Annotated in this window: 29 protein-coding genes; 17 read left to right on the plus strand and 12 right to left on the minus strand. The window is 69.4% G+C overall.

What is annotated here, in order from left to right; genetic code table 11:
- Positions 1–174: 174 nt before the first annotated feature.
- Positions 175–852, plus strand: a complete 678-nt coding sequence (locus tag IFY26_RS03570) for a ComEA family DNA-binding protein (protein ID WP_232547622.1) — start codon at positions 175–177, stop codon at positions 850–852.
- Entirely contained in the window at positions 839–3,211 is a 2,373-nt protein-coding gene (locus IFY26_RS03575) for a ComEC/Rec2 family competence protein (protein WP_232547623.1), read from the plus strand. Before IFY26_RS03570 ends, IFY26_RS03575 begins: the two co-directional genes overlap by 14 nt.
- A gap of 94 nt (positions 3,212–3,305) precedes the next feature.
- Here IFY26_RS03575 and IFY26_RS03580 read toward each other — a convergent pair whose 3' ends face one another.
- Genes IFY26_RS03580 through IFY26_RS03590 form a run of 3 tightly spaced genes read right to left on the minus strand, consistent with a single transcriptional unit; the run spans position 3,306 to position 4,105 of the window.
- Complete coding sequence (locus IFY26_RS03580; protein ID WP_232547624.1) at positions 3,306–3,488, minus strand: DUF1264 domain-containing protein; 183 nt, start codon at positions 3,486–3,488, stop codon at positions 3,306–3,308.
- A 54-nt stretch (positions 3,489–3,542) separates the two neighbouring features.
- Positions 3,543–3,905 (minus strand): type II toxin-antitoxin system death-on-curing family toxin, encoded by a 363-nt coding sequence (locus IFY26_RS03585; protein WP_232547625.1) that lies wholly within the window; start codon positions 3,903–3,905, stop codon positions 3,543–3,545.
- Positions 3,902–4,105 (minus strand): CopG family transcriptional regulator, encoded by a 204-nt coding sequence (locus IFY26_RS03590; protein ID WP_232547626.1) that lies wholly within the window; start codon positions 4,103–4,105, stop codon positions 3,902–3,904. The genes IFY26_RS03585 and IFY26_RS03590 overlap by 4 nt, the downstream gene beginning before the upstream one ends.
- 262 nt (positions 4,106–4,367) lie before the next feature.
- On the opposite strand from IFY26_RS03590, the gene IFY26_RS03595 reads away from it, so the two are divergent.
- The 8 genes from IFY26_RS03595 (at position 4,368) to IFY26_RS18360 (ending at position 7,828) form a co-directional block, all read left to right on the plus strand.
- Positions 4,368–4,523 (plus strand): nucleotidyltransferase domain-containing protein, encoded by a 156-nt coding sequence (locus IFY26_RS03595; protein WP_232547627.1) that lies wholly within the window; start codon positions 4,368–4,370, stop codon positions 4,521–4,523.
- Between the two features lie 5 nt (positions 4,524–4,528).
- Positions 4,529–4,993, plus strand: coding sequence for a DUF7878 domain-containing protein (locus IFY26_RS03600; protein ID WP_232547628.1), 465 nt, complete (start codon positions 4,529–4,531; stop codon positions 4,991–4,993).
- Positions 4,990–5,343, plus strand: a complete 354-nt coding sequence (locus IFY26_RS03605; RefSeq protein WP_232547629.1) for a hypothetical protein — start codon at positions 4,990–4,992, stop codon at positions 5,341–5,343. Before IFY26_RS03600 ends, IFY26_RS03605 begins: the two co-directional genes overlap by 4 nt.
- Positions 5,344–5,408: 65 nt before the next feature.
- Positions 5,409–5,636: a hypothetical protein gene (locus tag IFY26_RS03610; protein WP_232547630.1), complete on the plus strand. Its 228-nt coding sequence runs from the start codon at positions 5,409–5,411 to the stop codon at positions 5,634–5,636.
- A 274-nt stretch (positions 5,637–5,910) separates the two neighbouring features.
- Positions 5,911–6,735, plus strand: a complete 825-nt coding sequence (locus IFY26_RS03615) for a Hint domain-containing protein (protein WP_232547631.1) — start codon at positions 5,911–5,913, stop codon at positions 6,733–6,735.
- Between the two features lie 197 nt (positions 6,736–6,932).
- Positions 6,933–7,250, plus strand: coding sequence for a hypothetical protein (locus IFY26_RS03620; protein ID WP_232547632.1), 318 nt, complete (start codon positions 6,933–6,935; stop codon positions 7,248–7,250).
- 55 nt (positions 7,251–7,305) lie between these two features.
- Positions 7,306–7,578: a hypothetical protein gene (locus IFY26_RS03625; protein WP_232547633.1), complete on the plus strand. Its 273-nt coding sequence runs from the start codon at positions 7,306–7,308 to the stop codon at positions 7,576–7,578.
- Positions 7,565–7,828 carry a GNAT family N-acetyltransferase gene (locus IFY26_RS18360; RefSeq protein WP_416046547.1) on the plus strand — a complete coding sequence of 88 codons (264 nt, stop codon included), beginning with the start codon at positions 7,565–7,567 and terminating at the stop codon, positions 7,826–7,828. Before IFY26_RS03625 ends, IFY26_RS18360 begins: the two co-directional genes overlap by 14 nt.
- 322 nt (positions 7,829–8,150) lie before the next feature.
- Here IFY26_RS18360 and IFY26_RS03630 read toward each other — a convergent pair whose 3' ends face one another.
- Positions 8,151–8,468 carry a type II toxin-antitoxin system PemK/MazF family toxin gene (locus IFY26_RS03630; RefSeq protein ID WP_232547910.1) on the minus strand — a complete coding sequence of 106 codons (318 nt, stop codon included), beginning with the start codon at positions 8,466–8,468 and terminating at the stop codon, positions 8,151–8,153.
- A gap of 1 nt (position 8,469) precedes the next feature.
- On the minus strand, positions 8,470–8,703 hold the full coding sequence (locus tag IFY26_RS03635) for a ribbon-helix-helix domain-containing protein (RefSeq protein WP_232547634.1): 234 nt from the start codon (positions 8,701–8,703) through the stop codon (positions 8,470–8,472).
- Positions 8,704–8,881: 178 nt separating this feature from the next.
- On the opposite strand from IFY26_RS03635, the gene IFY26_RS03640 reads away from it, so the two are divergent.
- Positions 8,882–9,292: a VOC family protein gene (locus IFY26_RS03640; RefSeq protein WP_232547635.1), complete on the plus strand. Its 411-nt coding sequence runs from the start codon at positions 8,882–8,884 to the stop codon at positions 9,290–9,292.
- A 37-nt stretch (positions 9,293–9,329) separates the two neighbouring features.
- Here the strand turns inward: IFY26_RS03640 and IFY26_RS03645 are convergent, their stop codons facing one another.
- From IFY26_RS03645 to IFY26_RS03660, 4 genes are all read right to left on the minus strand, one after another.
- Positions 9,330–10,181, minus strand: a complete 852-nt coding sequence (locus tag IFY26_RS03645; RefSeq protein WP_232547636.1) for a carbohydrate ABC transporter permease — start codon at positions 10,179–10,181, stop codon at positions 9,330–9,332.
- Positions 10,174–11,070, minus strand: a complete 897-nt coding sequence (locus tag IFY26_RS03650; RefSeq protein WP_332836142.1) for a carbohydrate ABC transporter permease — start codon at positions 11,068–11,070, stop codon at positions 10,174–10,176. Before IFY26_RS03650 ends, IFY26_RS03645 begins: the two co-directional genes overlap by 8 nt.
- Complete coding sequence (locus IFY26_RS03655) at positions 11,070–12,344, minus strand: ABC transporter substrate-binding protein (protein WP_232547637.1); 1,275 nt, start codon at positions 12,342–12,344, stop codon at positions 11,070–11,072. Before IFY26_RS03655 ends, IFY26_RS03650 begins: the two co-directional genes overlap by 1 nt.
- A 98-nt stretch (positions 12,345–12,442) precedes the next feature.
- A complete protein-coding gene (locus IFY26_RS03660; RefSeq protein WP_232547638.1) occupies positions 12,443–13,486 on the minus strand; it encodes a LacI family DNA-binding transcriptional regulator in 1,044 nt (347 codons plus the stop codon).
- Positions 13,487–13,740: 254 nt separating this feature from the next.
- On the opposite strand from IFY26_RS03660, the gene IFY26_RS03665 reads away from it, so the two are divergent.
- The 6 genes from IFY26_RS03665 to IFY26_RS03690 all read left to right on the plus strand — a co-directional run bounded on the left by IFY26_RS03665 (position 13,741) and on the right by IFY26_RS03690 (position 20,874).
- Positions 13,741–15,027 (plus strand): ABC transporter substrate-binding protein, encoded by a 1,287-nt coding sequence (locus IFY26_RS03665; RefSeq protein WP_232547639.1) that lies wholly within the window; start codon positions 13,741–13,743, stop codon positions 15,025–15,027.
- A gap of 79 nt (positions 15,028–15,106) precedes the next feature.
- Complete coding sequence (locus IFY26_RS03670) at positions 15,107–16,027, plus strand: carbohydrate ABC transporter permease (protein WP_232547640.1); 921 nt, start codon at positions 15,107–15,109, stop codon at positions 16,025–16,027.
- On the plus strand, positions 16,020–16,937 hold the full coding sequence (locus tag IFY26_RS03675) for a carbohydrate ABC transporter permease (RefSeq protein WP_232547641.1): 918 nt from the start codon (positions 16,020–16,022) through the stop codon (positions 16,935–16,937). The genes IFY26_RS03670 and IFY26_RS03675 overlap by 8 nt, the downstream gene beginning before the upstream one ends.
- A 97-nt stretch (positions 16,938–17,034) precedes the next feature.
- Entirely contained in the window at positions 17,035–18,357 is a 1,323-nt protein-coding gene (locus tag IFY26_RS03680) for a Gfo/Idh/MocA family oxidoreductase (RefSeq protein ID WP_232547642.1), read from the plus strand.
- A 16-nt stretch (positions 18,358–18,373) separates the two neighbouring features.
- A complete protein-coding gene (locus IFY26_RS03685) occupies positions 18,374–19,462 on the plus strand; it encodes a dienelactone hydrolase family protein (RefSeq protein WP_232547643.1) in 1,089 nt (362 codons plus the stop codon).
- Positions 19,459–20,874, plus strand: a complete 1,416-nt coding sequence (locus IFY26_RS03690) for a tagaturonate epimerase family protein (RefSeq protein ID WP_232547644.1) — start codon at positions 19,459–19,461, stop codon at positions 20,872–20,874. Before IFY26_RS03685 ends, IFY26_RS03690 begins: the two co-directional genes overlap by 4 nt.
- A gap of 255 nt (positions 20,875–21,129) precedes the next feature.
- Here IFY26_RS03690 and IFY26_RS03695 read toward each other — a convergent pair whose 3' ends face one another.
- From IFY26_RS03695 to IFY26_RS03705, 3 genes are read right to left on the minus strand one after another with little or no spacing between them, the layout of a single operon-like run.
- Positions 21,130–21,606 (minus strand): hypothetical protein, encoded by a 477-nt coding sequence (locus IFY26_RS03695; RefSeq protein WP_232547645.1) that lies wholly within the window; start codon positions 21,604–21,606, stop codon positions 21,130–21,132.
- A 51-nt stretch (positions 21,607–21,657) separates the two neighbouring features.
- Positions 21,658–23,094, minus strand: a complete 1,437-nt coding sequence (locus tag IFY26_RS03700; protein WP_232547646.1) for a 13E12 repeat family protein — start codon at positions 23,092–23,094, stop codon at positions 21,658–21,660.
- Between the two features lie 53 nt (positions 23,095–23,147).
- Complete coding sequence (locus tag IFY26_RS03705) at positions 23,148–25,190, minus strand: FAD-dependent oxidoreductase (protein WP_232547647.1); 2,043 nt, start codon at positions 25,188–25,190, stop codon at positions 23,148–23,150.
- Positions 25,191–25,196 lie beyond the last annotated feature (6 nt).

Here is a 25,196-nt window from a genome sequence, read left to right on the forward strand (position 1 = left end):
GCTGGGGAAGCGACCGCCCCACCCCGGGCACACCGAGCCGCCGCGCGGATGGACGCCGCGACGGGAGCGGGACCGCCCCGGCGTGAGGCCGCGGAGCCGCCGCCGCGGCGAGGGTCGGAGGGGGCTGCCGGGTCGACCGAAGGCACGAACCCCGCGCAGCAGGCCGGCGGCGGTGTGCCCCGGTGGCTCACCTTCGGACGCGAGCACGTGGCCGTCGTGGCAGCCGTCGGCCTCATCGGGATGATCTGGGCGGTCTGGGTGCTCTTCGGCGCGCGCACGGTGCCGATCGCGACGGCCGTGCCCTCGCCGGTGGTGAGTGAAGCGCCCACCCCCGCTCCGAGTGCGGACGCCGCCTCCTCGCCCGATGCCGCACCGACACCCCAGCAGACCATCCGCGTCCATGTCGTGGGCGCGGTGGTCACGCCCGGGGTGGTCTCCCTCCCCGTCGGGTCCCGTGTGGAGGATGCACTCGCCGCGGCGGGCGGCCTCGCGGAGGGTGCACGGCCCGGCGAGCTGAACCTGGCGGCCGTCGTGGTGGACGGCGCCCAGGTCGTCGTCGGCGACCGGGACGACCCGGGCGGTGAGGTGCGGGGCGGGGACGCCACCGGCGGCGGGGCTGCGGGTGGGGCGTCCGGGGCTGCGGGTGGGGCGGGGGCGTCGGCCACCGTGGACCTGAACACCGCGACGGCCGCGCAGTTGGAGACGCTGCCGGGGGTCGGGCCGGTGACCGCGGCGGCGATTCTGGCGTGGCGCGAGGAGCGGGGTCGCTTCACCCGCATCGAGGAGCTGCGCGAGGTGGACGGCATCGGCGAGAAGACCTACGCGCGGATTGCGCCCCATGTCCGTGTCTGAACTGCGCTCGGCGTCTGATCAGGCGCGCCGCGACGCCGCCCCCGCCCGCGGACGCCGCGACGTCCGCCCTCTGGCGCTCGCCGCCGCGGGGTGGGCCGCCATGGGCGTGGCGACGTCGGCCGATGCGTGGTGGTGGATCGCTGCGGCCGGAGTCGCCACCGCCGTGGTGCTCGTCGGGGCGGCGCGGCACGCCTGGTTCTGGGTGGGGCTGGGCCTGGTGGCGTTGCTGTTCGGAGCGGTGGGGGCGTTGCGGGTGGGCGGGCTGACTCACGGGCCGGTCCTGGAACTGGCCCAGCAGGAGGCCACCGCGGCGGTCCAGGTTCGGCTGGTGGGTTCCGCGCGCTCCTGGCCGCAGCGCGGCGTCCGCCCCCCGCTGTGGGTGGGGTCCGCGACCCTGATCGCGGTGGAGGCCCGCGGCGGGGCGTGGGCGACGGGTCTGCCGGTGGAGGTCGTGGCCTCGGGGGATCTGGCCGCGCAGTGGGAGGGACTGGCGGTGGGTTCACTCGTCGCCGCCGAGGCTCGGCTCGCTCCCGGAACCCCGGGAGAGGCCGCCCTTGTCGTCGTGCGCGCTCGCGAGCCTCCGCGGCTCACAGCACCTCCCGGCCCGGTGGATGCCGGCGTGAACCGCATCCGGGCAGGCTTGCGGGAGGCGTGTGCCTCGCTCTCCCCGGACGCCCGCGCTCTGGTGCCAGCCTTGGTGGTCGGCGACGTGTCGGGGATGACCGAGGAGCTGACCGAGCCGTTTCGCGTCACCGGTCTGACGCACCTGACCGCCGTGTCCGGCGCCAATCTCACGCTGTTGTTGGTGTTCGTGCGTGCGGTGGCGGTGTGGGTGGGGGCGCGGGGTCGGGTGTTGACGGGGGTGATGGTGGCGGGGGTGGTGGCGTTTGTGGCGGTGTGTTTGGGGGAGCCGAGTGTGGTGCGGGCGGCGGCGATGGGGTTGGTGGGTTTGGCGGGGTTGGGGCGGGGTGCTGCGGAGGGGCGGGGGGTGCGGTATCTGGCGTCGGCGGTGTTGGTGGTGGTGTTGGTGGATCCGTGGTTGTCACGGTCGGTGGGGTTTTGGCTGTCGGTGCTGGCGACGTTCGGGTTGTTGTGGTGGGGGCGTCGGTTCACCGACGCTCTGGGGGTGTGGTTGCCGCGGTGGGCGGGGGAGGCGGTCGCGGTGGCGTTGGCGGCGCAGGTGGCGACCGAGCCGGTGGTGGTGTGGTTGGCGGGTCGGGTGAGCGTGGTGGGCGTGTTGGCGAATGTGGTGGTGGCGCCGTTGGTGGGTCCGGCGACGGTGTTGGGGGTGGTCGCGGCGGTGACGGCGCCGCTCGTGCCTGGGGTGGCGGTGGGGGCGGCGTGGTTGGCGGGCTGGTGTGCGCAGGCGATCGCGTGGGTGGCGCGGTTGGGGGCAGTGTTGCCGGGGGCGGCGCTGCCGTTTCCGGCGACTCCGGTGGCGCTCGGCTGTGTGTTGGTGATCTGCGTGCTGGTCGTGGTGGTGGCGCCGCGAGTGTTGGCGCGGTGGTGGTTGGCGGTGCCGTTGGGTGCGTTGGTGGTGGTGTCGTTGGCGTGGACGCCGGTGACGCCGGGGTGGCCGGCGGAGGAGTGGGCGGTGGTGGTGTGTGATGTGGGTCAGGGTGATGCGACGGTGGTGAATGCGGGCGGGGGTGCGGCGGTGGTGGTGGATGCCGGGCCGGATCCGGCGGCGTTGGGCACGTGTTTGGCGGGTTTGGGGGTGAGGTCGGTGCCGTTGGTGGTGATCACGCATCTGCACGCTGACCATGTGGGTGGGGTGTCGGCGCTGTCGGGTTTGGGGCCGCAGGTAGTGGTGACGTCGGCGGTGCGGACGCCTGCGTCGGGTGATGCGTTGGTGGAGTCCTTGGGGGTGGAGCGTCACACGGCGCGGGCGGGGGAGTCGTGGCTGGTGGGTGAGGCGCGCGTGGAGGTGTTGGCGTCGCCGGGGCTGGACGCGGTGGGGTTGGTGCAGGCGGGTGAGGGGGAGTCGTCGGGGGAGAACGATGCGTCGTTGCTGGTGCGGGTGGAGGTGGGTGGGGTGAGTGTGTTGTTGGCGGGGGACGCGGAGACGGGTGGGCAGGGGGCACGGTTGGGGTTGGGTGAGCGGTTGGATGTGGATGTGTTGTTGGTGCCGCACCATGGGAGTGGGCGGCAGGATCCGGCGTTCTTGGCGGCGGCGTCGCCGGATGTGGCGTTGGTGAGTGTGGGGGAGGGCAACGGTTACGGCCATCCGGCTGCACGCACCTTGGACGCGGTGGCTGGGACGGGGGCGGTGGTGGCGCGGACTGATCTGCAGGGGTCGTTGGGGGTGGCCCGGGTGGAGGGACGCCTTGAACTCACCACCCAACGTGCGGGCGGCTGAGGGCTTGCTCGGTCGCCCATGGCTAGGACGCCGGGATAGCTCCTTGCGCCACTGCTTGAGGTCTGTGGTACGCGGCACCTGGGGCCTGCCAGGTTTACCTCGTGAAGTCCAGCTCCTGCAGCCGGGTCTGCACAGCGCGACCACTCTCCCACGAGTTGGCTCCCGAGAGCACCTCGGGATCCGGCGCGTGGCGCAGATGGATGCAGAAGTGCGATGCTTCCACTTGGCGTCCCATCTCGTCGGCGTACATGTGTAGACCGTTGAGGTAGGTGCTCAACCATCTCGCCTCCCACCATCCAGCGGGCTTCATTCGTGTCCGCAGGCTCGGGAATCAGTGCCAGGATTTCAACGCAAGCGCTGCGTCGGCGTGGGTGGTCTGTCCCGCAGCGATGGCGATGACGAGGTTGTAGGCGCCGTGATCGGGGGCGTCCAGGGTGATGTCGTTGAGGCCGTAGAAGATGACCGCTGCCAGCCAGCCCAAGCGTTTGTTTCCGTCGACGAGGGCGTGGTTATTGACGATGGATTCCAACAGCACAGCGGCCTTGGTGTCGATATCGGGGTAGGCCTCGCGGCCTAACACGGTGACCTGGGGTCGGTGGGCTGCGGAGTCGAGGAGGCCGATGTCGCGGATAGGTCCTACGTTAAGGTCTTCGACAAGTGTGAGGAGGTCTTCAAGGGTGAGGTATTCGATCACTGTCCGAGGCGATCCAGAAGGTCGGCGTAGCGGGTCCTGGCGGCTGAGGAGAGCTGCCGCACCTTGTCCTCCCGCACGTGGCGGGCGGCTGCCTCGCGGATGGCGCGCACGGTCGCTTCGTGCTTGCTCACGCCGTCGGTTCGGGCGAGCAGGGTGAGCGCTTCGTCGTCGCCGGGTTCCAAACGCAGGGTCATGGCCATGCCCTCCACGCTACCACCGTGGTATCAGGGCTCATGCTGGGTTGGTCCAGACCCGTCCTGCTGGTCGCGACGAGGCGCTACCAGTTCGGAGCATCTCGCAGGGAGTTGGGACCTTTCCCGTCGGGATGTGGGAGTACCACGCTGCGGGCTTGACCGGATGTCCGCTGGTGCGGTGGCGTACATCCTCAGCTACCGATGAGCGTGCAGTCGGCCATGTCCCAGTGCAGTTGTCGACCGACGGTGGTTGGCCAAGACTGTCTGGGTGATCACGCACCAGCGGCTCCAGGACATGGTGGATGCGCTGGTTGGTGTGCCCGGTTTTGAGGCGGTCGTGCTGGGTGGCAGCCGAGCGCGGGGAACCCACCATGGAGGTTCGGACGTCGATCTCGGCCTCTACTATCGACGTGCCGAGAGGTGACCACCATGGAGATGACCTACGACCACCTGAACAGCGACGAGCTGAGGGGGGCCACTCAGACTGACTACCTGGTGGCTCTCGACGCTCACTTCCGCCTGCTGGAGTACGACGTGAGCATCTACGACGAGCCAGGCTTCCCTGTTGTCGAACTTGCCCGGAGCTTGCTGATCTGGCTTCGGGACCCGAACCTCGGCGACTTCGAGTTCGACTCGATGTCCTACGACGAGGTCGGCTCGCTCGCCATCCGTCGTGCCTCTTCGGGCTGGACGTTTAGCTCAATCTTTGCTCCGGACGCCGTCAGCGCGACAGCCGACCGGGCCGAAGTCGATCGGTGCTGCCAGAGCTTGGTGGCAAGAGTCAAGGTGGACCTGGAGAAGCTAGGCCTCGATCCCATCGGAGGCCAGACCGTCGTCATCCGTGGCGCAATCGTCGATGGCATTCCGCGTATCGGAACGGCCTTCACGCCATGAACGAGCTGATGCAAGGAGACCGCCTCCCCACGGACATGGTGCGGTTGATCGAGCACGTGATTTCGCCACTCGCCGAGAGCTCGAGCAAGCTGTTGGAGCAGGCCGAAGACGCAACTGTTGTTCGCTACTCGGCGACAATGCTGGATGTCGAGGTGCCGCCCGGTATCCCAGCGGTCGATCTGCCAGATGGCCCGACCCCCGTTGAGGCCCTCGTCTACGACGGCGACCAGCTGGTTGGTGAATTGCTCGTGTGGTTGCGTGCGGGACGGCTGTTCGGGCTGGAGCAAGCCTGGTACACGGATTCGCCGCCAACTAGTTGGCCGCCTCCGGATCGAGTGGTCGTTCGGTGAGGAGGTATCTCACGCTAAGCGCGGACTACATGCAGCCGTCGCTCCGTGATCACGCTGTCGGGCAGATGGTGATCGACCTCGCTGGATTGTCCGATGACTTGGTCGCGCGCCTCATCGCATGGAACTCCGAGTACCAAGTCATCGTTCCGCTCGACCTCAGGCAGCGACGGTCGCTCGCCCGATCGATCGAAAGGTTGGACGCCAGAGGCATCGCGCTTGCGGACGAGATCGAGCGGGCTCTGGCGCCGGCCAATGTCACCTATTACAGCGAGGGATGGTTGCGGAACCTATGACCCGTTCGCTTTGGACGTGCGCCAGTGCTTGCGCGGGGGCGCTGGCCTCCATGCTTCTTGCGTGGCTCAGCGGTGCGTCTGTCGCTGGCGCTGTCACAAGGCCTGACGTGAGTGTGGGGAGCTACAGCTACGACGCGCCGTTTCCAACGCACCCGGCACCGCGAGCGCCAGCGAACGTGGCCCGTCCGCAGCGGGCCACGCTGACTCCACCCATCACGCCGTCGATCGTAGGTCGTACGGCGCTTTGGCGCGTCCGGCCGGGACATTGCGTTCCGTGATCTACACCTACGACCACCCCGTGCTGCCTGAGCAGGCTGAGAGTGGGACATCGATGAGCCTGGCGCGGGACGGGGCCACGGCGGGGCTTCTTTCGCCGTTGGAGCCGAGCAAAGTTGCCGCAAACAGCGGACGCCGAGCTGCGCAGAGTTGTCTGCCCAACAGCTTCAGCGGCGAGACGCTGGTGCTCATGGCCGACGGTTCGAAGAAGCCAATCAAGGATGTCAAGCTCGGCGACAAGGTGATGGCAAGTGACCCGCTCACCGGAGAGCGCGGGCCGCGGAGGGCCGTCGACCTGATCCGCCACGGCGGACTGCACAGCATGGTCGCGGTCCCGCTCGCCGACGGCACCACGATCGATGCCACCGACCATCACCCGTTCTGGGTCAAGAGCCGGGACGAATGGGTCGACGCGATCGAACTGCAGTCCGGCGACGTCATGGTCGCGGCCGAGGGCTCGCGCCGGACGGTCGCGAGCATGGGCGTCAGCGAGCAGGACCTGACCGCGTACAACCTCACGATCGCGGGGCTGCACACGTACTTCGCCGGTGACGACTCGGTGCTGGTCCACAACACGGGCTGCACGAACATCTCCGACCTACCGACGAGCGCGGTTCGGAACTTCACCGAGGACGCGAACTACGCCTTCTCGGGGTTGAGCCAGAACCATGGGGTCACGCGGATCGAGTTCCGCGAGCAGATCCGCATGATCAAGCGCGACGAGAACCTGCCGGCCGACTTCAACCTCTCCTTCGGTCCGAACGGCAATGTGTGGACCCCGCGAACTGGCGAGTTGATCGGGGGCCTCGTCCATGGCCCATGATTCGCGAGAGGTGGCCGTTGTCGTGCGCTACACCGACCACGAGGGCGCATCGCCTGAGCAGTGTGTAGCCCTGATGAGCTGGCACGAAGATCCGACGGCTGCTGACGCCGAAGCCGCACGTCTCAACTCCGTGCGCCCCAACGAACGCGTCGAGTACTTCGTGAAGATCCTGCGTGACAGATCAACCTGAGCTTCACATGGCTCGCAGTGACGTGACGGCCGGCCATCGGGCCGATGTCCAGGTCCGGCTCGATGAGCCGGGCCGGACTCGGGTGGTGGCGGGCGTGTTCCGCGAGGGGTCGCGCAGCGCGATGTTTCGCTTCCCCGAGGCGGGCGAGCACGAGGACGGCGACATGTTCGGCGCGATCATTGAGGAGCTCGACGAGCAGTCCGACGGCCAGCTTCGTGACGACCTGCTGTTCTGGAACGACCTCGCCCGGGTTCACGTGACGCCTGGTGCCACGTTCGAGGTCTGGTACGACCAAACGGTCGGCGAGGGAGTCGTCCTGCCGTAGGTCAGCCGGCTCGCCGGTGATGAGTAGGAGCTTGGCTTTCGTGACGAGGGCGTCGATGACGTTGGTGATGGTGGCGCGCTCTTCGTCGGTGAGTTGGTCGAGATTGGGCCAGGCGGGCGTCGACGTGGCTGCTGGGAGCGTTGAGGGGCCGGCGCTCGGCGTCGTCGATGAGCAGGTAGTCGACGGAGACGTTGAGGACTTGGGCTATGCGGATGACGGCTTCGAGGCCGGGGGCGACCTTGGAGTTCTCGTAGCGGAGACCTGGCGGGCGTCGGAGCGATCCTGGCGGCCAGCTCTGCTTGGGACCAGCCGGGGTGGGCGCGTTTGAGGGCTCTTCATACCTGCGGTGGGGGCATGGTTACGCCACGGCCGCGGTTGTCGAAGCGATGCGGCTCGCGCTGTCCCAAGTTCCTGCTGTTCGCTTCATCATTCGGTGCGATCCTGCCAACAAGGCGTCGTCGTCGGTGGCCCGCCGGCTGGGGTTCCGTTATCTGGGCTCGATCTCCGAGCCGGGCGGGTGGGTGGGTGACCGATATACGTGGGACGTCGCTCACGGCTCACTCCCTAGGTGTCAGTAACCGCACATGCCGCAGGCAGCGTGGGCGATCCCGCCGCAATTGGTGCCTGTCACGGCCACGGCTGCCACACCGGCCAGAGCGCTCGGCTGGGGCGATGAGGGGTGAAGCAGTCGTTCAGAGCCCGACTTTGCGCCTGCTCCCTGGATGTGATGGTTCGTGGCTTGACGATGAGGCGTCAGAGGTTCCGCGTCCTCGGCGCTCCCGCATGGTGGGTGGCTACCAGTCTCGCCGACCGGGGCCTTGAACTTTCCGGCCTGCAGCACCGAGCGCGTTTACTGTTTCGTGACGGTGGCCTTGGCGTCGATGTCGCGTTGGAGGTCGATCAAGCGTCGTGCACGGGCAGGTCGAGATCGTAGGCGAGGACCACGGCCCGAGCGAGGAGTGCTTCTTGCTCGGAGGTCAGGAAGCCGATGGTGCGTCCGAGGAGCTTGGTGGGGATGGTGAGGGTGTTGTCCAAGGAGATCACACTGTCGTGGTCCAAGCCGTTGTGTGCACCGATGGGTACCTCGCTGCTCAGGCCTTTGATGGTTGAGGTGATCGGGGCGACGGTCACATTCGTCATGGCCGGTCGTGCGGCTTCGCGGGTCAGGATCACGACGGGTCGGGTCTTGTCGAGGCGCGCCAAGCAGAGTTCGCGCACATCAGTCGGGGAGGTCAAGCCGGCTGGTGGACCAGTTGACCAGGTCGTCGAGGTCGTGGGCGCTGCCCCGCTCGCGAAGGATGGCGGCGTCCTGTTCGGCGGCTTGGCGGCGCATTTCGCGTTCCAGCGCGGAGCTGACCAGCGCAGCGCGGCTGGGTGCCTTGCCTTGGGCCACTGCCTTGTCGAGGAAGGCGACCATGTCGTTGGGGAGGCGGATGGCGATCTGGGTACTCATCTCCAACATGCTACCGAGTGAATCCCAACTCGGGATGCATTTGACGTGGGATCGAAGCCCACCGTGGGCCTAGGGCAGCGGTTCGGTGATGGGTTGGTGGCCGCTTTTGATGGTCAGGATGGCGAGTCCCCGAACGTCACAGCGGCCCCAGGCCCCGTTGACTGCGTAGGCTGCCCCCATGAGTGACCATCCGAGGCTCGTCCAGACGGTGCTCGACACTCCGCGCCCGCGTGAGCTGGCCGAGTTCTACCGCGCCCTGCTCGGCTATGAGTACCGCGCCGGTGACGAACCGCCAGCGCACGGCCAGCCCGACGATGCCGACTGGCTCGTGCTGCGCGACCCTGCTGGGGGGCCGCAGCTCGCCTTCCAGCTGGCCGCGGTCGAGCCCACAACGTGGCCGGACGCGCGCGTCCCGATGCAGCTCCACCTCGACATGACGGTTCCCGATGCCGACGCCCTCGTCCAGCAGCGCGACCGTGCCGTCGCCCTGGGTGCGGCTGTCCGCCTCGATCGCTCCAATGACGCCGAGGAGCCGCTGTACGTCATGACCGATCCCGCCGGCCATCCGTTCTGCCTCTTCGTCGGCTGACCGGGCGACGCCCCGACGGACGCGGAGGCGTCCGGCGTCAGCCCTTGAGCCCGGACGTCGCGAGCCCCTCGATGACCCGGCGCTGCATCGCCAGGAACAGCAGGAAGATCGGCGCCATGGCCATGACGGACGCTGCCATGAGCACGGCGTAGTCCGTGGTGTGCTGGCCCTGCAGGGTGGCGATGCCGACGCTGAGCGGCATGGAGGTCTCCCGCGTCGTGACGATGAGCGGCCACAGCAGGTCGTTCCACGAGTACAACACCGTCGTGATGCCGACGGCGAACAGCCCGGGCGACGCCAGCGGCAGCATGACGCGCCAGAAGGTCTGGAACGGGTTGCAGCCGTCCAGCCGGGCGGCCTCCTCGAGCTCCACCGGCAGGCTCAGGAACTGCTGGCGCATCAGGAACGTCCCGAACGCGGAGAACATCCCAGGCAGCACGATCGCCCACGGGGTCTCCAGCAGGCCCCACGCCTGCACGATGCCGTACTGGGGAATGATGTAGGCCTGCGAGGGGATCATCAGGATCGCCAGGAGCAGCCCAAACAGCACTCCGCGCAGCGGGAACCGCATCCGGGCGAACGCGTAGCCGGCCATCGAGCACAGCACGAGCTGGCCGGCGGTGCGCACCACCGTGATGAACACGGAGACGCCGAACTGGTGCAGGAACGGCAGCCGGTCGAACACCGCGGCGTAGTTCTCGACGTGCAGCCGTGAGGGGATGGGCTGGGGAGGTACGGATTGGATCTCCGCGTTCGTCGCCAGGGACATCAGCAGCTGCCACGCGAACGGGAACGCCATCACCAGCCCGCCGGTCAGCAGCACGGCATGGACCAGCAGGTGGCGCGGACGCCGCCGGCGTCCAGAACGCTTCGGTGTGGTCTCAGGCATAGGTCACCCACCGTCGTTGGCCCCAGAACTGGACGGCGGTGACCGCCGCGACGAACACGAGGATCACCATGGCCACCGCGGCGGCCGAGCCCCGGTCGTTGACCACGAAGCCCAGTTGGTAGAAGAGGTACACCAGCGACCTCGTCTGCGGCATGGCGGGGTTGTTCGCACCCATCAGGGCGAAGAGCGCGTCGAAGAGCTGGAAGCCGGCGATGGTCTGCATCACGGTCAGGAAGAAGATCGACGGCGTCAGCATCGGCACGGTCACGGCCCAGAACTGTCGCACGGGCCCGGCCCCATCAAGGGACGCCGCCTCGTACAGCTCGCGCGGCACGCCCTTCAGGCCGGCGCAGCAGATGATGACGTTGAAGCCGATCGACGACCACAACCCGAACAGCGCCACCGCCACCAGCGCGAAGCCCGGCGTGGTGAGCCAGTAGGGCGACGCGTTCACTCCCAGGGCCCGCAACCCCTGGTTGACCAGGCCGAAGTCGCCGTTGAACACCAGGCGGAACACCTGCGCGATCGCCATGGGCATCGCCAGGTACGGCATGAAGAACAGGGCCCGGTAGAGCGGCGCGAACCGCAGCCCGGGCAGCTCGATCATGGCGGCCACCATCACCGACAGCGGCACCCCCAGCAGGACGATGAGGGTGTAGCCGAGGGTGTTGAGCACCGCGGTCCCGAGGTCGCCCCGATCGACGAGGCCGGCGTAGTTGTCCAGGCCGACGAACCGCTGGTTGGTGCCGAACGCCCCCGACTGGGTCAGTGAGGTCCAGGCGTTGGAGACGATGGGATAGTAGTAGAACACGGCCACCCCGGCGAGCAGCGGGCCGATGAAGACCCACGGCCATGCCCCGGCGCGGTGGGGGCCCCGGCGCCGCGCCATCAGCGCTCCGCGGCGAGCAACTCGTCCATCTGCTGGGCCAACTGCTCGGCCGCCTGCGCCATGGGCACATCGCCGGCGAAGGCGGGCGTCAGCAGATCGGCCTCCAGCTGGTTCCAGGCGGCGGTGTTGCGCGAGACGGGGTAGGGGACGGCGTAGTTCTCCGCGGCGTCGGTGAACACGCTGAGGTTCCACTCCGGCTTGACCTCGTGCCACGACTCCGCGGTGCCGGCCCAGGCGGGGATCGCGGTGCCGTTGGCGGCGTCGGTGCGCCCCGCCTCCTCGGAGGTCATGTGCCGTTGCAACGCCGACGCCGCGGAGAGGTTCGCCGAGTTCGCCGCCACCACGTAGGCCAGGCCGTGGATGGTGGAGGCCCGCTCGCGGTCCCGCGGCAGCGGCACGACGACCAACTCGCCGGGGTCGGGGTAGTCCGCCAGCAGCGCGGGCGTCTCCCAGGAGCCGGTGTGGTGGATGGCGGCCAACCCGGACATGAACGCGGTCTGCGGCGGGTTGTCGGCGATCTCCCGAGGGTGCGGCACGACGCCGTCCGCCACCAGGTTGGACCAGAACTCCAGCCCGCGGATCGTGTCGGGCTCGGCGTAGCCCGACCGGCCGTCACGGATGATGTAGCCGCCCGCCTGGGCGACGGTGTTGTACCAGTTCTGCTGGCCGCCGATGTTGAGATCGGTGACGACGGCGCGGGCGCGGTCGCCGAGCCCCGCGGCGATCGCCCGGGTGGTCTCGCCGAACTCCTCCCACGTCCACGTTTCGGGGTCGGGCAGCGTGACGCCGGCCTCCTCGACCAGTCGCTGATTGACCCAACACGCGATGGTGTCGTAGTCCTTCGGGATGCCGTAGCGGACGCCGTCCATCGTGTACAGATCGGTCATCGCCTGCGGGAAGACGCCGAAGTCCACGTCGTCCGGCACGGGGGCGAGCATGCCGTTGGAGGCGTAGAGCTGCACGTGGAGGCCGCTCATCCAGAACACGTCGGGGAGGTTGCCGCCCTCGGCCTGGGTGCGCAGCCGCGTCCAGTAGTCGGTGGGCCCGGTGAGGGCCGGGGTCACGGTGATGCCGGGGTGCTGCTCGGTGAAGCTCGCGATCAGGGCCTCGACGGTCACCGACTGGTTGCGATCCCAGTAGGCCAGCTCGAGCTCGGCCTCGGTGTTCTCGTCGATCGGTTCGGTGACCTGCTCGGTGGTGCCAGTTCCGCAGGCCGCGAGGGCCCCGGTAAGCCCCAGCCCACCGAGAGCGCCGAGGAAGGTGCGACGTCGCATGGGAGATCTCCTCTGTTCCGATGCGGTCCCGTGCCGGGAATCGCGCATACGTCCTTGACTACCACAGGGACGCCGCGGTGTCGCCCGTCCCCGCCGCGTCAGCCCGCCCGCTCGGGTGTCGAATCGCGGGCGACGAGCATGACCGGCACGGTGACGTCCCCCGTTCCGTCGCCGGGGCCGTCCAGGGCGAGGTTCAACGCCAGGGTGGCCAGACTGGAGCTGGGAATGTGGACGGTGGTCAGCGAGGGGATGACGTCCTGCAGCGACGGGATGTCACCGAACCCGGTGAAGGCCAACTCCTGCGGCACCGCGACCCCGTTCGCCCGCGCCTCGGCCATCGCCCCGAGTGCCATCACGTCGTTCATCGCAATGGCCACGTCGACGTCGACGCCGGCCTCGAGCGCCATGCGCATGGCGATGGCGCCCCCGGTGCGCGTGAAGTCGCTGGAGATGAGGTGATCGGGGTGCACGGCGATGCCCTCGTCGGCCAATGCGCGCACGAACGCGGCGCTGCGCGTCACCGCGGTGGAGTGCAGCTCGGGGCCGCTCAGGATGAGCGGGCTGCGGTAGCCCAACCGGTGCAGGTGGCGGGCGAGCTGGCGCGCACCGTCCTCGCTGTCGACGTTTACCGAGTCGACCCCCGGCACCTCCATGCCGATCGTCACCACGCGTCCACCGCGGCTCACGTAGCGGTCGACCGCGCTCAGCAGGTCGGCGGTGGGCTGGTTGGCCTTCCAGCGGCCACCCACCAGCACGATCGCGCGGACGCGCAGCGTGTCCAGCTGGGCGACGACCTCGGCGAGGTGCTCGACGTGGTTACCGGTGGTGGCCAGCGTCAGGAACAGGTCGCGCTCGGTCGCGGCGCGGCTCATGGCGTCCGCGACGGCCGCGAAGTAGGGGTCCGTCAGGTCGTGCACGATGACGCCGACCGCGCGGGTCGTGCCCCGCGCCATGGCCTGGGCGTTGGCGTCCGGGGCGTAGCCCAGGGCGCGGGCCGAGGCGAGGACGCGCTCGCGCAACTCCTCGCCGACCACGCGGGTCTGGCTGCCGTTGATGGCGCGCGAGGCGGTTGCGAGCGACACGCCCGCGTGCTGGGCGACGTCGCTCAGCGTCGGGGCCGATCCGGGGGTGCGTCGTCCCATCGCTGCGCCGTCCTTCCTCACCGTGGTGCGCGCCGGTCGGGGCGAACGGGCGCGGACGAGGGTGATGGTAGCGCTTTCCCGGGCGGGCGTGGGGTGGAGCCCTCGGCGGGCAGGGGCCGGCCGAATCCTCCCCGGGCGACGCCGCGTAACGATAAGGTCACGGTGTTTGACCTGGCGCCAGCCACGTCTTACGCTCTCGGTAAGCGCTTCCCGCCCGTGGTGGTTGGGATCCACGAGAGGCCAAGGAGGGCCGCATGAAGATGATGAACAAGGTCGCGGCAGGTGTCGTGACCATCGGCCTCGCCCTGACGGGCTGTGCCGCCGGCGGCGGGGCCCCGACCACGAACGATCAGGGCCAGACCGTGATCCGGTTCAGCTGGTGGGGCAACGACACCCGCAACCGGCTCACCGAAGAGGTCATCGCGCTCTTCGAGGAGCAGAACCCCGACATCGACGTGCAGGGTGAACCGGGCGAGTGGAGCGGTTACTGGGATCGTCTGGCGACGCAGATGGCCGCCGGTGATGCCCCCGACGTCATCCAGATGGACGAGAAGTACATCGCGGAATACGGCGAGCGCGGCGCGCTGCTCGACCTGGAGGCGGCCGGGGTGGACGTCAGCCGCTTCGCGCCCGGCACGGTGGACACTGGACGCCTCAGCTCCGGCCTGTTCGGCATCAACGCCGGCATCAACTCTCCCACGGTCATCGCCAACCCGGCGGTCTTCGAGGCTGCGGGCGTCGCGATCCCCGACGACACCACGTGGACGTGGGACGACCTGGCCCAGACCGCGCAGGCGATCACCGAGGGCTCGTCCGACGGCGCCGTCGGCTCGCAGAACTACATGATGGTCGAGCCGATCATGCGCGTCTGGCTGCGCCAGCAGGGCCAGGATGAGTTCAACGAGGATGGCGTCGCCTTCGACGCCGAGACCCTCGGCCAGTTCTTCCAGCAGGGGCTCGACCTGCAGCAGAGCGGGGCGTTCCCGTCGGCGTCCGTCGCGTCGGAGGAACTCACCAAGCCGGTCGACCAGACCATGGGTGCGACCAACCGCCTCGGCCTGTTCTACTACTGGTCCAACCAGGTCAAGGCGTTCGACAACGCCTCGGGCCAGGACCTGCAGATCCTGCGGCCGCCGTCGATGAACGGTGACGGCGACCACGAGCTGTGGTACAAGGCATCGATGCTGTGGTCCGCCTCGGGGCGCACCGGCAACCAGGAGGCCGTCGTCAAGTTCATCAACTTCCTCGCCAATGACGTGGACGCCGGCAAGATCCTCGGCGTCGAGCGCGGCGTCCCCGCCAACCTTGATGTGCGTGAGGCGGTCCGCCCCGATCTCCAGGCGTCCGACGCCAAGATCGTCGAGTACCTCGAATCCATCGAATCCGAGCTGGGCGACCCGATGACGGTCACGCCGGTCGGCGGCGCCGACATCGAGCTCGGCCGCTGGGGCACCGAAGTCATCCTCGAGCGCATGACACCGCAAGCTGCAGCCGAGGGGCTCACCACCGAGCTGACCTCGAAGGTCCAGGCCGGAGCCTGAGCCACGACGGGGGCGGCCCGCACGCCGGGCCGCCCCCGCCCCCGCCCCTGCAACCCCCTGAAGCCCGGGAGTCCCATCCATGAGTGCCATCGGCGAACTCGCCCACGGGGAGCGTCAGAAGGACGAGAGCCGCGACAACAAAGCCGGCTACATCTTCCTGACGCCATGGCTCATCGGTCTGGTGGTCATCACCATCGGCCCGATGCTCGCGTCCCTCTACCTCTCCTTCACCAGCTATCCGCTGCTCGCCGGACCCACCTGGACGGGCCTCACCAACTACATCCGGATGTTCAACGACCCCCGGTTGCTGAACTCCCTCGTGGTCACCTTCACCTACGTCGTCGTGGGTGTGCCGCTGCAGCTCATCCTCGCGCTCGCCATCGCCGTGCTGCTGAACACGGGCATGAAGGGCCTGGCCTTCTACCGCTCGGTCTTCTACTTGCCCTCCCTGATGGGTTCCTCGGTGGCCATTGCCCTGCTGTGGCGCCAGATGTTCGGCACGACCGGCCTGGTCAACCAGCTCCTGCAGAGTCTCGTTGTGGAGAACCCCCCGGGGTGGATCGCCGACCCGAGCACCGCGCTGGGCACGATCATCCTGCTGCACGTGTGGACCTTCGGCTCGCCCATGATCATCTTCCTGGCGGGCCTGCGGCAGATTCCGACGATGTACTACGAGGCGGCGTCGGTGGACGGCGCGTCGAAGTGGACCCAGTTCCGCACCATCACGTTGCCGCTGCTCAGCCCGATCGTGTTCTTCAACCTCGTGCTGCAGATCATCGGCGCCTTCCAGGCATTCACCCAGGCGTTCATCGTCTCGGGTGGCACGGGTGGCCCGGCGGACTCGACGATGTTCTTCACCCTGTACCTCTACCAGCAGGGCTTCACGAACTTCCAGATGGGCTACGCCTCCGCCATGGCGTGGCTCCTGGTGATCATCATTGGGATTTTCACCGCCATCAACTTCGCCGTCTCCAAGTACTGGGTGTTCTACGATGACTGAGACCAATACCCCCGACGTCCAGCTCGCCGCCGCGGCGGCGTCCGATGAGAACACGGTGACGGAGCGCCGGACACGCAGCGGCTCCAGCACGGCGCGCAGCGTCATCAAGCACATCCTGCTGGTGCTCGCGGCGATCGTCATGATCTACCCGCTGCTGTGGATGGTGGTCAGCTCCTTCCGCCCGACCGCGGAGATCTTCCGTGACACGAGCCTGTGGTTGACCACGTTCCGGGTCGAAAACTATGCCGAGGGCTGGAATGCGCTGAACCACCCGTTCTCGCGCTACCTGTGGAACTCGACGATCATCGCCCTGGGGTCGATCATCGGCAACGTGGTCAGCTGTTCCCTGGCGGCCTACGCCTTCGCACGGCTGAAGTTCAAGGGCCGCAGCATCCTTTTCTCGATCATGCTGCTCACCTTGATGCTGCCGATTCACGTGTTGATCGTGCCGCAGTACATCGTCTTCGCCCAGTTCGGCTGGATCAACACCTTCTGGCCGCTGATCCTGCCGAAGTTCCTGGCGACCGAGGCGTTCTTCGTCTTCCTCATGGTGCAGTTCATCCGTGGCCTGCCGAAGGAACTCGACGAGGCGGCCCTGATCGACGGGTGCGGCCACTTCCGAATCTTCTTCAACGTGATCCTGCCCCTCATGGTGCCGGCCATCGCGACGACGACGATCTTCACCTTCATCTGGAGCTGGAACGACTTCTTCTCCGCCCTGATCTACCTCACGTCGCCCCAGATGTTCACGGTGCCGGTGGCACTGAAGGGCTTCCTGGATTCGACCGGAGGCTCGAACTGGGGAGCCATGTTCGCCATGAGCCTGGTGTCGTTGCTGCCCGTCTTCTTCGCCTTCCTGTTCGGTCAGCGGTTCCTCATCCGCGGCATCGCCACGACCGGCATCAAGTGAGTTCGGAGCCGGGGCGGCCCCCGCGGCCGCCCCGGCCCCGCTCCGTCCCCCCACATCGTTCACCCATCACCCTCTTGCCCTAGGAGTTGGATTCCCCATGCAGCGCTACGGCCTCATCGGAGCCGGTCACCGCGCCCAGATGTACACCGACGCGATCGGGGGTGACCACAGCGACGCCGCCGTGCTCGTGGCGCTCGCCGACATCAACCCCGGCCGCATGGCGTTCCACGCCCAGCGCATGACGCAGGAGTACGGCTACGCCACGGACGCGCTGGCGACCTACACCCCGGACGCCGTCGAGCAGATGATCGCCGAGCAGCAACTCGACCGGGTCATCGTGACGAGCCCCGACCACACCCACGCCGACATGATCGTGCGCTGCCTGCACGCTGGCGTCGACGTCGTGGTCGAGAAGCCGCTCACCATCAACGCTGACTCCGCCAACGCCATTGCGGACGCGGTGCGCGAGACGGGCCGGCAGGTCGTCGTCACGTTCAACTATCGCTACAGCCCCCGCAACTCCGCGCTCAAGGAGGTCATCGCGTCCGGCCGGATCGGTGACGTGCTGAGCGTCACGTTCGAGTGGGTGCTCGACACGGCGCACGGCGCCGACTACTTCCGCCGCTGGCACCGGGCCAAGGAGAACTCCGGCGGCCTGCTCATCCACAAGAGCTCCCACCACTTCGACCTCGTCAACTGGTGGCTGGCCGACGTGCCGGCCCGCGTCTACGCCTCGGGTGGCGTCAAGTTCTATGGCGCCGAGAACGCGGACGCCCGCGGCCTGGCCCCGCGCCCCGAGCGCGGCACCCACGACGGGGAGCACGGCCCGTTCGAACTCGACCTGCGCGACGATCCTCGGCTCAAGGCGCTCTACCTCGACAACGAGCACCACGACGGCTATCTGCGCGACCAGGACGTCTTCGGCCCCGGCGTCACGACCGAGGACAACCTCGCCGTCATCGTCGACTACGCCGGCGGGCCGACGCTCAGCTACGCCCTCAACGCCCACAGCCCGTGGGAGGGCTACCGGGTCGCCGTCAACGGCACCCTGGGCCGGGCCGAACTCGAGGTGGTCGAGCGCGCCCGCATCAAGATCGACGAGGGCGGCAAGGTGGTCGTCGACCCGTCCGCGATGGCCGAGGAGATCGGCGGCCGCGACAAGGGTGAACACCTGACCGTGCAGCTGCACTTCGAGGGTTCGGAGGAGGTCGAGATCCCGCGGCGCACCGGTGGCCACGGGGGTGGCGACGCCCTGTTGCTCTCCGACGTGTTCAACGGCCCCGGCGACGACCCGCTCGGCCGCCCCTCGGACTACATCGACGGGCTGCGCGCCATCGCCGTCGGGATCTGCGGCAACGAGTCGCTGGCCAGCGGCCGCGCCGTCACCCCGGCGGAACTCGGGCTCGACCTGTCCCGCTGAGCCGGGCGCCGAATCGATGAGTTCACCCGCGGCGTTCGGGGGGTATGACGACTGGCCCGACCACGCGGGCCGGACGCCGCACCTCCCGGGCCAGTTCGGCGCGCTGTTCGGCATCCCGACGCCGCCGGACGTGGTGGTTGGCGGTGCCCCCGAGGGGGGCGGCGTCCGCTCCCGCGAGGTGCACGTGCGCGACGGCGTCCGGGCCGTGCGGCTGCGCTGGTCGGTCGGCTTCGGGCCCGATCTGGCGGCCTGGCTGCTCCACCCCGTGGACGCCGACCCCGCGACCCGGCCGGGGGTGCTCGCCCTGCACAGCCATGGCGGCATCAAGAGCCTCGGGGCGGAGCGGATGGTCGACCTGCCCGGTGTGCCCGCGCACGTCCTGGCCTACCGCGAGCAGGCCGAGGAGGGGGCCGCGGTGGCGTCCGACCTGGCTCGCTCCGGGTTCACCGTGCTGGCGCCCGACGCGTTCGGGTGGGGGGCGCGCCGCTTCGACCTCGGCGTCGGAGACCCGCAGGCCTATGACGCGGCCGCCCGTGAGCACGAGCACCTCGTGGCCAAGGCGTGCGCGCTGTTCGACACATCCTGGGCGGGCATGGTGGCCCACGACGACCTCACGTCGCTGGCCGTGCTGCGCACGCTGTGCGCACCCGGGCCGGTCGGAGTGCTGGGGTTCTCCGGCGGGGGTGGGCGGGCGGCGCTGCTGGCCGCTCTCGACGACGGGATCGCCAGCGTCGTCGTCGTCGCGATGATGTGCACGCTGGCGTCGCTCTACCCCGACCACGTGGGGCATTCCTGGCTGCTGCACACGCGCGGGTTGGCGTCCGGGCCTGATCTCGTGGGTCTGCTCGCCACGAACCCGGCGCGCCACGTCCTGGTGGGTTACTGTGCCCGTGACCGCCTGTTCCCGCTGCAGGGGCAGCGGGACGCGGATGCCGCGCTGCACCAAGCGTTCGCGGCGGGGCCGGGGTCGTACACGCCCGTGTGGGCCGACACCGACCACGTCTTCACGCGGGCGCTGCAGCGGGACGCCACCGAGCACCTGCACGCCACACTGCCCCCCACGATTTCCCGCACCATGGACAGCACCGAAGAGAGGAACCCATGAGCACCGCATACCCCGACTCCCGGGTCGAGCACGAAGGCGCGACCTTCTGGCTCGAGAAGGACGCCGACGGCACGAAGGAACTGGTGATCGAAGGGGCCGAGGCGGACGTCCTGGAGACGTTCGAAGGCTCGGCCGACGCGGGTGCGTTCCGCGCACCGGTGACCCCGGACAACGCCAAGGCGGTTCGCGCCGCGCTGCCGTGGCTGACGCCGCAGCTGTTCGGCCTGGAGATGACGGCCGGCACCGGCGACCGGCTCGGCCTCTGCACGCCCGGTCACGTGCTGGCGTTCAAGGAGGTGGGCACCATCAACCCGGTGTTCGCCCAGCAGTCGACCCGCGAGATGGGTCGCTGCGGCCGGACGCCGCGCAACGTGATCGACGACGCCACCTGGGGTGCCTTCCAGGCGGGCTGGACGGGGCCGGTCGGCGCGGACGCCGACCACCAGAAGATCGAGGAGTCCCTCACGGCGTGCGCCGAGGCGGGCTTCGTGTTCTTCACGGTCGACCCGGGTGACGAGATGGACATGGCCGCCCACGACGATGACGAGGCCACCCTGCGCAGCAAGGCCGAGTCGCTCGACCTGTCCGCCGTGGACACCTCGGTCGAGGATCTGGTGAAGCGCTACGCCGGCACGACGGTGGAGCTGGAGTCGGGCCCGCTGGTGCTCGACGAGGCGGAGGTCGTCCGCGCGGCGGTCAAGGCCGGGCCCGCGCTCACGCGGGGCATGGAGCTCATCACGCACGTCAAGGGTCTCGACGTGCCGCACGAGTTCGAGTTCGCCATCGACGAGACCGACAAGCCGACCACGTACGTCGAGCACGTCGTGCTGGTCATGGAGCTGCAGCGCCTCGGGGTGGAGCTCGTGAGCTTCGCGCCGCGCTGGGTGGGGCAGTTCGAGAAGGGCGTGGAGTACATCGGGCCGCTGGACAAGCTGAAGGAGAACTTCGACAAGCACGCCGAGATCGCCCGCGCGCTCGGCCCGTACAAGCTGTCGCTGCACTCCGGGTCGGACAAGTTTTCGATCTACCCGCTGTTCGCCGAGGCCACGGCCGGGGCGTCGCACATGAAGACGGCCGGGACGAGCTGGGTCGAGGCGCTGCGCGTCATCGCCCGGCACGACCCGAACCTGCTGCTGGAGATGCTGCAGCTCTCGCTGGAGTCCCTCGAGGAGAACCGGCACAGCTACCACCTGAGCTGCGACGTCACCAAGATCCCGTCCAACCCGAAGCGCGAGGACGCCGACGAGCTCGTCACCGCGCTGGACTCCCGCCAGGTGCTCCACGTCGGCTACGGCGCGACGCTGGAGAAGTACGGCGACGAGATCAAGGACGTCCTCCGCGCCCACGAGGACGAGCTGTACGAGGTGATGCGGACGCACTTCATCCGCCACCTGGAGCCCTACGTGCGCTGACCCTCGCCGTGACGGCCAACAGCACCGCCCCGTCGGATCCCGGTGGGGCGGTGCTGCGTCCGGGGTGCCGCCTGCAGGGTGCCTGCCCTGATGCGGCTGGCGAGGTGAGGGGGATTTGGGCCCACCACCGGGCATTTGGACCCGAGATTGTGGCGCCATGGCGCCATTTGCTCGGGTCCAAATGCCTGAGGGTGTGCCCAGGTGCCCAGGTGGCCAGGTGCTCAGGTGCTCAGGTGCCCTGGTGAGCCAGGGGTTTCACTCGAGGTACAGGTTGACCCAGGCGATCTGGGGGGTGGTCAGCCAGAACGCGCCGAGGAGCGCCAGCAGGCCGAGGGCGCCCATGATGGCGACCCAACGCCGGGTGCGCAGCCCGCCCAGGGTGATGGCCAAACCGATGGCCAGCCACCCGGCGGCGGCCGTGATCAGCGCGCCGATCATGAGGGAGGTCGCGTACAGCCACCACACCCGCTCGAACGGCCCGGACAGCGCTGCCAACGTCTGGTTCTGCCACGCCACGAATCCGGACGGGGCCAACTCGGCGGGCGTGCACGACCGGCCCGCGCAGAACTCGCGCACCGCGTGTCCGCCGGCCAGCAGCACCACCGCCCAGGCCGACGGCGCCAGGGTCAGCACCATCGCCAACGCCTGGCCGAGCGCGCGCAGCGCACCGGGCAGCGTCGCCGTCCTGACGGACGCTCCACCCCGTTGGGTGGGCGCGGTGAGCAGGGTCATGGGTCGATCATGGCCCGCGAGGTGGGGCTGCGGCAAGGCGCTGAGGTCGGCTCAGCCGCCGAGCGGCAAGGGAATCTGCGGTGAGGGTGCGTCGGACTTGACCGCGCCGGGCGGCGCGCTGACTGAACCCGTCGCACCGTTCATGGGTGGACCCAAGGGGCTGACGATCGCCTGCGCAGAGGTCAGGTCTCTTGCGTCCGTTGACGCCGACACCAAATTGCTGGGCGACTCGGGCGGGTCCTCGAAGGGGGACTCCCGGTACCACCACTCCACCTGGGCCGGCGGTGGCCGGCCGATCCGGATCGTGCCGGCCGCCGTCACCGCGTACTCGTACCCCAGCGGAGAGCGCCAGCGGTATTCACCGGGGCGGGGTTGGTCGAGCTTCCAGCCGCCGTGGGTCTTCACCCGGTGGGTGTAGGACGACAGCGGCCCGAGATTGGCGAGGTGCGTCTGGCCGGGCCGGCCCGCCTCGTAGGGGACGGTGTGATCCACCTGGCAGGCGTCGGCGCGCCGGGTGCCCCAGGGGAACACGTCGACCGGGTTGCGCGTCGCCAGGGTGAGGCGCATGGCCTCGGGAACCTGGTAGGAGTCCACGGCCCCATCGCCCGGCACCACCACCGGGCGGACGCGCACGGTGCAGCCCGCCAAGATCCGCGTGAGGCGGGGGAGCAGGACGTGGCCCCAGCGCTCGACGGCCGCCACGCCGCCCTCGGCGATGTCCGCGGCGTCCAGCCGGACCACCAGGTCGGCCTTGCGCGGCGGCAGCGGATCCTGTCCCAGGACACCACGCGCCAGGACGCCCAGGGCGTCGGCTCGGCGGTGGTTCAGGTCGTCGCCGGGCAGGGTGCCGGCGATGCGGGTGAGGGCGTCGTCCAGGGCGATGCCGTCGGCGGCGTCCAACTGACCCCACAGCGCGACGTGCCCGGCCTCGATCGTGCCCACGGACACATGCCGACGCTTCGCAGCGGCGCGCTCGCGACGCGCGGCCTGGGCGGGATCGGCGCGCAGGATCCACTGGTCGACCCGGCCCTTGATGCGCGGCCAGGGCTGCAACACCAGCGCGTGGGCGCACATCGCGTCGAACCGCGCGCAGGCGGCGGCGTCCAGGCCGGCGTCCGCGGCGGCGTCCGCCACCCGGAACGCCTCATGGGGCCGCGCGTCGCCCTGCAGGACCAGCGCCCACAGGGTGGGGTGGCGGTGCCGCAGGTTGAGCACCCGGGCGATCTGGCCGAACGCCGAACCCACGCTCACCCCCACCAGCCCGGCGATCTCCGCCGCGACGAACTCCCCGATCCGGGGCGTGCCGTCCGCGCCGCCCGGCACCCACCGCTCGGCCCCCGCGACCAGCACGGTCTCGTCGACCCGGTGCAGGTCGCACAGGGCGGCAATCGCCAGGCACGTCGCCACCTCGCCGGCCCGCACCTGGGCCTGGGCGTGGGCGAGCGCAGCGGCGGCGTCGGCGACGCTGCGAAGGACCGGTGCGTTCATGGCTCCAGCCTCGCAGGCGGGTCTGACATTTTCCGACGCCCGGGGCGCCCGGCTCAGCCGATGTTCTTGTTCTCCCGGTAACTGCGCCAGGTGTTCTCGAAGGCCTCGGTCTGCTCCGGGATCGGGCGCCGCGCGCGCCAATCGAAGGTCGGTTCACCCGCGCCGTCCCAGCGCGTCACCTGGATGACGTCGTCGAGGGCGCCGACGTCCAGCTGCAGCCGGAACAGCTCGGGCAACGGCTCGGTGACGCGCGCGTCCAGGCGGGGCAGGTCGCCGTCCGGGTCGGAGTACAGCACCGATCCGCGCGACAGCCCACCGGTGGCGACGTAGTGCTCCATCGCGTGGAGGTAGACGTACTGGCTCGTCAGGATGTCGCGGATCAGGAACAGCCGGCTCACCGACCGGCGGCTCCCGGCGTCCGCGGCGATAGTCGATTCGTAGTCGCGCCACAGCGCCGACAGCTCCTCGCGCGCCTCGGCGACCGACGCCTTCGAGCGCACCACGCCCGCCTTGTCGCTCATGACGCGGCGGATGTGGGTCAACACCGCGTCGGTGGTGTCCTCGTCGTCCGCGGCCCGCTGGCTCGCCGACGCCAGCAGCGCCACCGCCCGCTCGGCCACCCCCTGGGCGGCCGCGGCGAAGGCGTCCGACCCGATCGGGTCGTCGCGGCGGGCCTGCGCGATGTAGGACGCCGCCCGCGTCGCGCCGACCTGGCCCGAGTTGAGCGCCGCCCCGCCCGGCCGGTAGACGCCGTGCGCCCCGGCTGCCTCCCCGACGGGGAAGAACCCCTCGACGTTGGAGTGCCACCACTGGTCGATCTCGAGGCCGCCGTTGTTGTGCTGCGCGCACACGGCGACCTCGAGCATGTCGGTCTCCAGGTCCACACCCGGGTTGCGCTCCAGGTAGAAGGTGTACGCGGGCCGGTTCATGTGCTGAAGGCGCTGGATGGGCGTCGAATTGCCCAGCCCCACGACGCCGGTGGCGTCCAGGTACCGGTAGGCCTCTTCGGAGAGCTGCGTTGCATCGAAGTCCGACTGCACCGGGTTGGAGCGGAAGTCGAGCCACACGCGGCGTCCGCGCAGCTTCGTCTCCTGGTAGACCAGCAGGTCGACCAAGGAGCTGCCCTCGGGCGCCTTGCGCACGTCGAAGGGCCACTGGTAGCCCTTGAGGAAGATGCGGGTGAGCTGATCGCCGTAGTCGGGCAGGAAGTCGGTGAGGAATTCCCGCGGGTCGTTGCCGTCCGCGTCCGTGCTCACGAACCGTGGCAACGCCTGCATGTACGTGCCCGATACGTTCCACCGCGGGCGAACCGACGCCAGCCCGAACTGCCACTCCGTCAGGTTCTTGCCGTGGACGCCGGCGCGCAGCGCGGCGCCGTTCGCGCCCCACTGGCCGTTGGGGTACACCGAGTCGGCGTACATGCCGGCCGGGCCGCCCGTGGCGTACACCAGGTTCGTGCAGCGCAGCAGCAGGAAGCGGCTGGGGGCGTCCTCGTTCACGTCCAGCCGGACGCACAACAGCCCGACGGCGCGGCCGTCCTCGACGACGAGATCCACCACCCGGCACAGATCCAGCACCGGCACCCCGGCGGAGTCGACCTTCGCCTCCAGGCGCTCGACCATCGTCCGCGACGTGTAGGGCCCGACCGACGTCGCGCGCTGGCGAGGGTCGTGGTCGGTCTTGTAGCCGACGTACTCACCCGACGCGTTGTGCGGAAACGGCACGCCCGACTCCACGAGGTGGAAGAACGCCCGCGGGCTCCACGCGGCCTCGGCGAGGGCGATGTCGCCGTCCATCGAGCCACCGGAGAACAGCGTGTCGGCCATCTCCCGCACCGAGTCCGGCTCGGCGCCCGACAGGGTCAACTTGTAGTAGGTCTGCTTGTCGGAGCCGGCGTTGCGGGACGCCCCGGCGCGCCGCTTGTCGGTGACCATGACGACGTCGCGCTGGCCCAGCATCACCAGCCGGTCGGCGGCGCAGAACCCCGCCGCGCCGGTGCCGACGACGACGGTGTTGGCGCTGACGACCGGGATCTGCTGGCCGTCGACCGCGACGTGCCCGGTGGCGTGCTCGTCGATCCAGGCGGACTGGTCCATCGGTGG

This window comes from Propioniciclava soli (genome assembly GCF_014858005.1).
In the GTDB taxonomy this organism is placed as follows: Bacteria; Actinomycetota; Actinomycetes; order Propionibacteriales; family Propionibacteriaceae; genus Propioniciclava; species Propioniciclava soli.

Bases quoted from the DNA above. Each gene is read 5' to 3' on its own strand.
- IFY26_RS03605 (WP_232547629.1), top strand. From the start codon at position 4,990: ATGAACGAGCTGATGCAAGGAGACCGCCTCCCCACGGACATGGTGCGG.
- IFY26_RS03670 (WP_232547640.1), top strand. From the start codon at position 15,107: ATGAGTGCCATCGGCGAACTCGCCCACGGGGAGCGTCAGAAGGACGAG.
- IFY26_RS03700 (WP_232547646.1), bottom strand. From the start codon at position 23,094: ATGAACGCACCGGTCCTTCGCAGCGTCGCCGACGCCGCCGCTGCGCTC.
- IFY26_RS03640 (WP_232547635.1), top strand. From the start codon at position 8,882: ATGAGTGACCATCCGAGGCTCGTCCAGACGGTGCTCGACACTCCGCGC.
- IFY26_RS03705 (WP_232547647.1), bottom strand. From the start codon at position 25,190: ATGGACCAGTCCGCCTGGATCGACGAGCACGCCACCGGGCACGTCGCG.
- IFY26_RS03665 (WP_232547639.1), top strand. From the start codon at position 13,741: ATGAAGATGATGAACAAGGTCGCGGCAGGTGTCGTGACCATCGGCCTC.
- IFY26_RS03635 (WP_232547634.1), bottom strand. From the start codon at position 8,703: ATGAGTACCCAGATCGCCATCCGCCTCCCCAACGACATGGTCGCCTTC.
- IFY26_RS03645 (WP_232547636.1), bottom strand. From the start codon at position 10,181: ATGCCTGAGACCACACCGAAGCGTTCTGGACGCCGGCGGCGTCCGCGC.
- IFY26_RS03675 (WP_232547641.1), top strand. From the start codon at position 16,020: ATGACTGAGACCAATACCCCCGACGTCCAGCTCGCCGCCGCGGCGGCG.
- IFY26_RS03620 (WP_232547632.1), top strand. From the start codon at position 6,933: ATGGCTCGCAGTGACGTGACGGCCGGCCATCGGGCCGATGTCCAGGTC.
- IFY26_RS03590 (WP_232547626.1), bottom strand. From the start codon at position 4,105: ATGGCCATGACCCTGCGTTTGGAACCCGGCGACGACGAAGCGCTCACC.
- IFY26_RS03650 (WP_332836142.1), bottom strand. From the start codon at position 11,070: ATGGCGCGGCGCCGGGGCCCCCACCGCGCCGGGGCATGGCCGTGGGTC.
- IFY26_RS03625 (WP_232547633.1), top strand. From the start codon at position 7,306: ATGACGTTGGTGATGGTGGCGCGCTCTTCGTCGGTGAGTTGGTCGAGA.
- IFY26_RS03690 (WP_232547644.1), top strand. From the start codon at position 19,459: ATGAGCACCGCATACCCCGACTCCCGGGTCGAGCACGAAGGCGCGACC.
- IFY26_RS03685 (WP_232547643.1), top strand. From the start codon at position 18,374: ATGAGTTCACCCGCGGCGTTCGGGGGGTATGACGACTGGCCCGACCAC.
- IFY26_RS03600 (WP_232547628.1), top strand. From the start codon at position 4,529: ATGGAGATGACCTACGACCACCTGAACAGCGACGAGCTGAGGGGGGCC.
- IFY26_RS03680 (WP_232547642.1), top strand. From the start codon at position 17,035: ATGCAGCGCTACGGCCTCATCGGAGCCGGTCACCGCGCCCAGATGTAC.
- IFY26_RS03655 (WP_232547637.1), bottom strand. From the start codon at position 12,344: ATGCGACGTCGCACCTTCCTCGGCGCTCTCGGTGGGCTGGGGCTTACC.
- IFY26_RS03660 (WP_232547638.1), bottom strand. From the start codon at position 13,486: ATGGGACGACGCACCCCCGGATCGGCCCCGACGCTGAGCGACGTCGCC.
- IFY26_RS03610 (WP_232547630.1), top strand. From the start codon at position 5,409: ATGGTGATCGACCTCGCTGGATTGTCCGATGACTTGGTCGCGCGCCTC.
- IFY26_RS03575 (WP_232547623.1), top strand. From the start codon at position 839: ATGTCCGTGTCTGAACTGCGCTCGGCGTCTGATCAGGCGCGCCGCGAC.
- IFY26_RS03695 (WP_232547645.1), bottom strand. From the start codon at position 21,606: ATGACCCTGCTCACCGCGCCCACCCAACGGGGTGGAGCGTCCGTCAGG.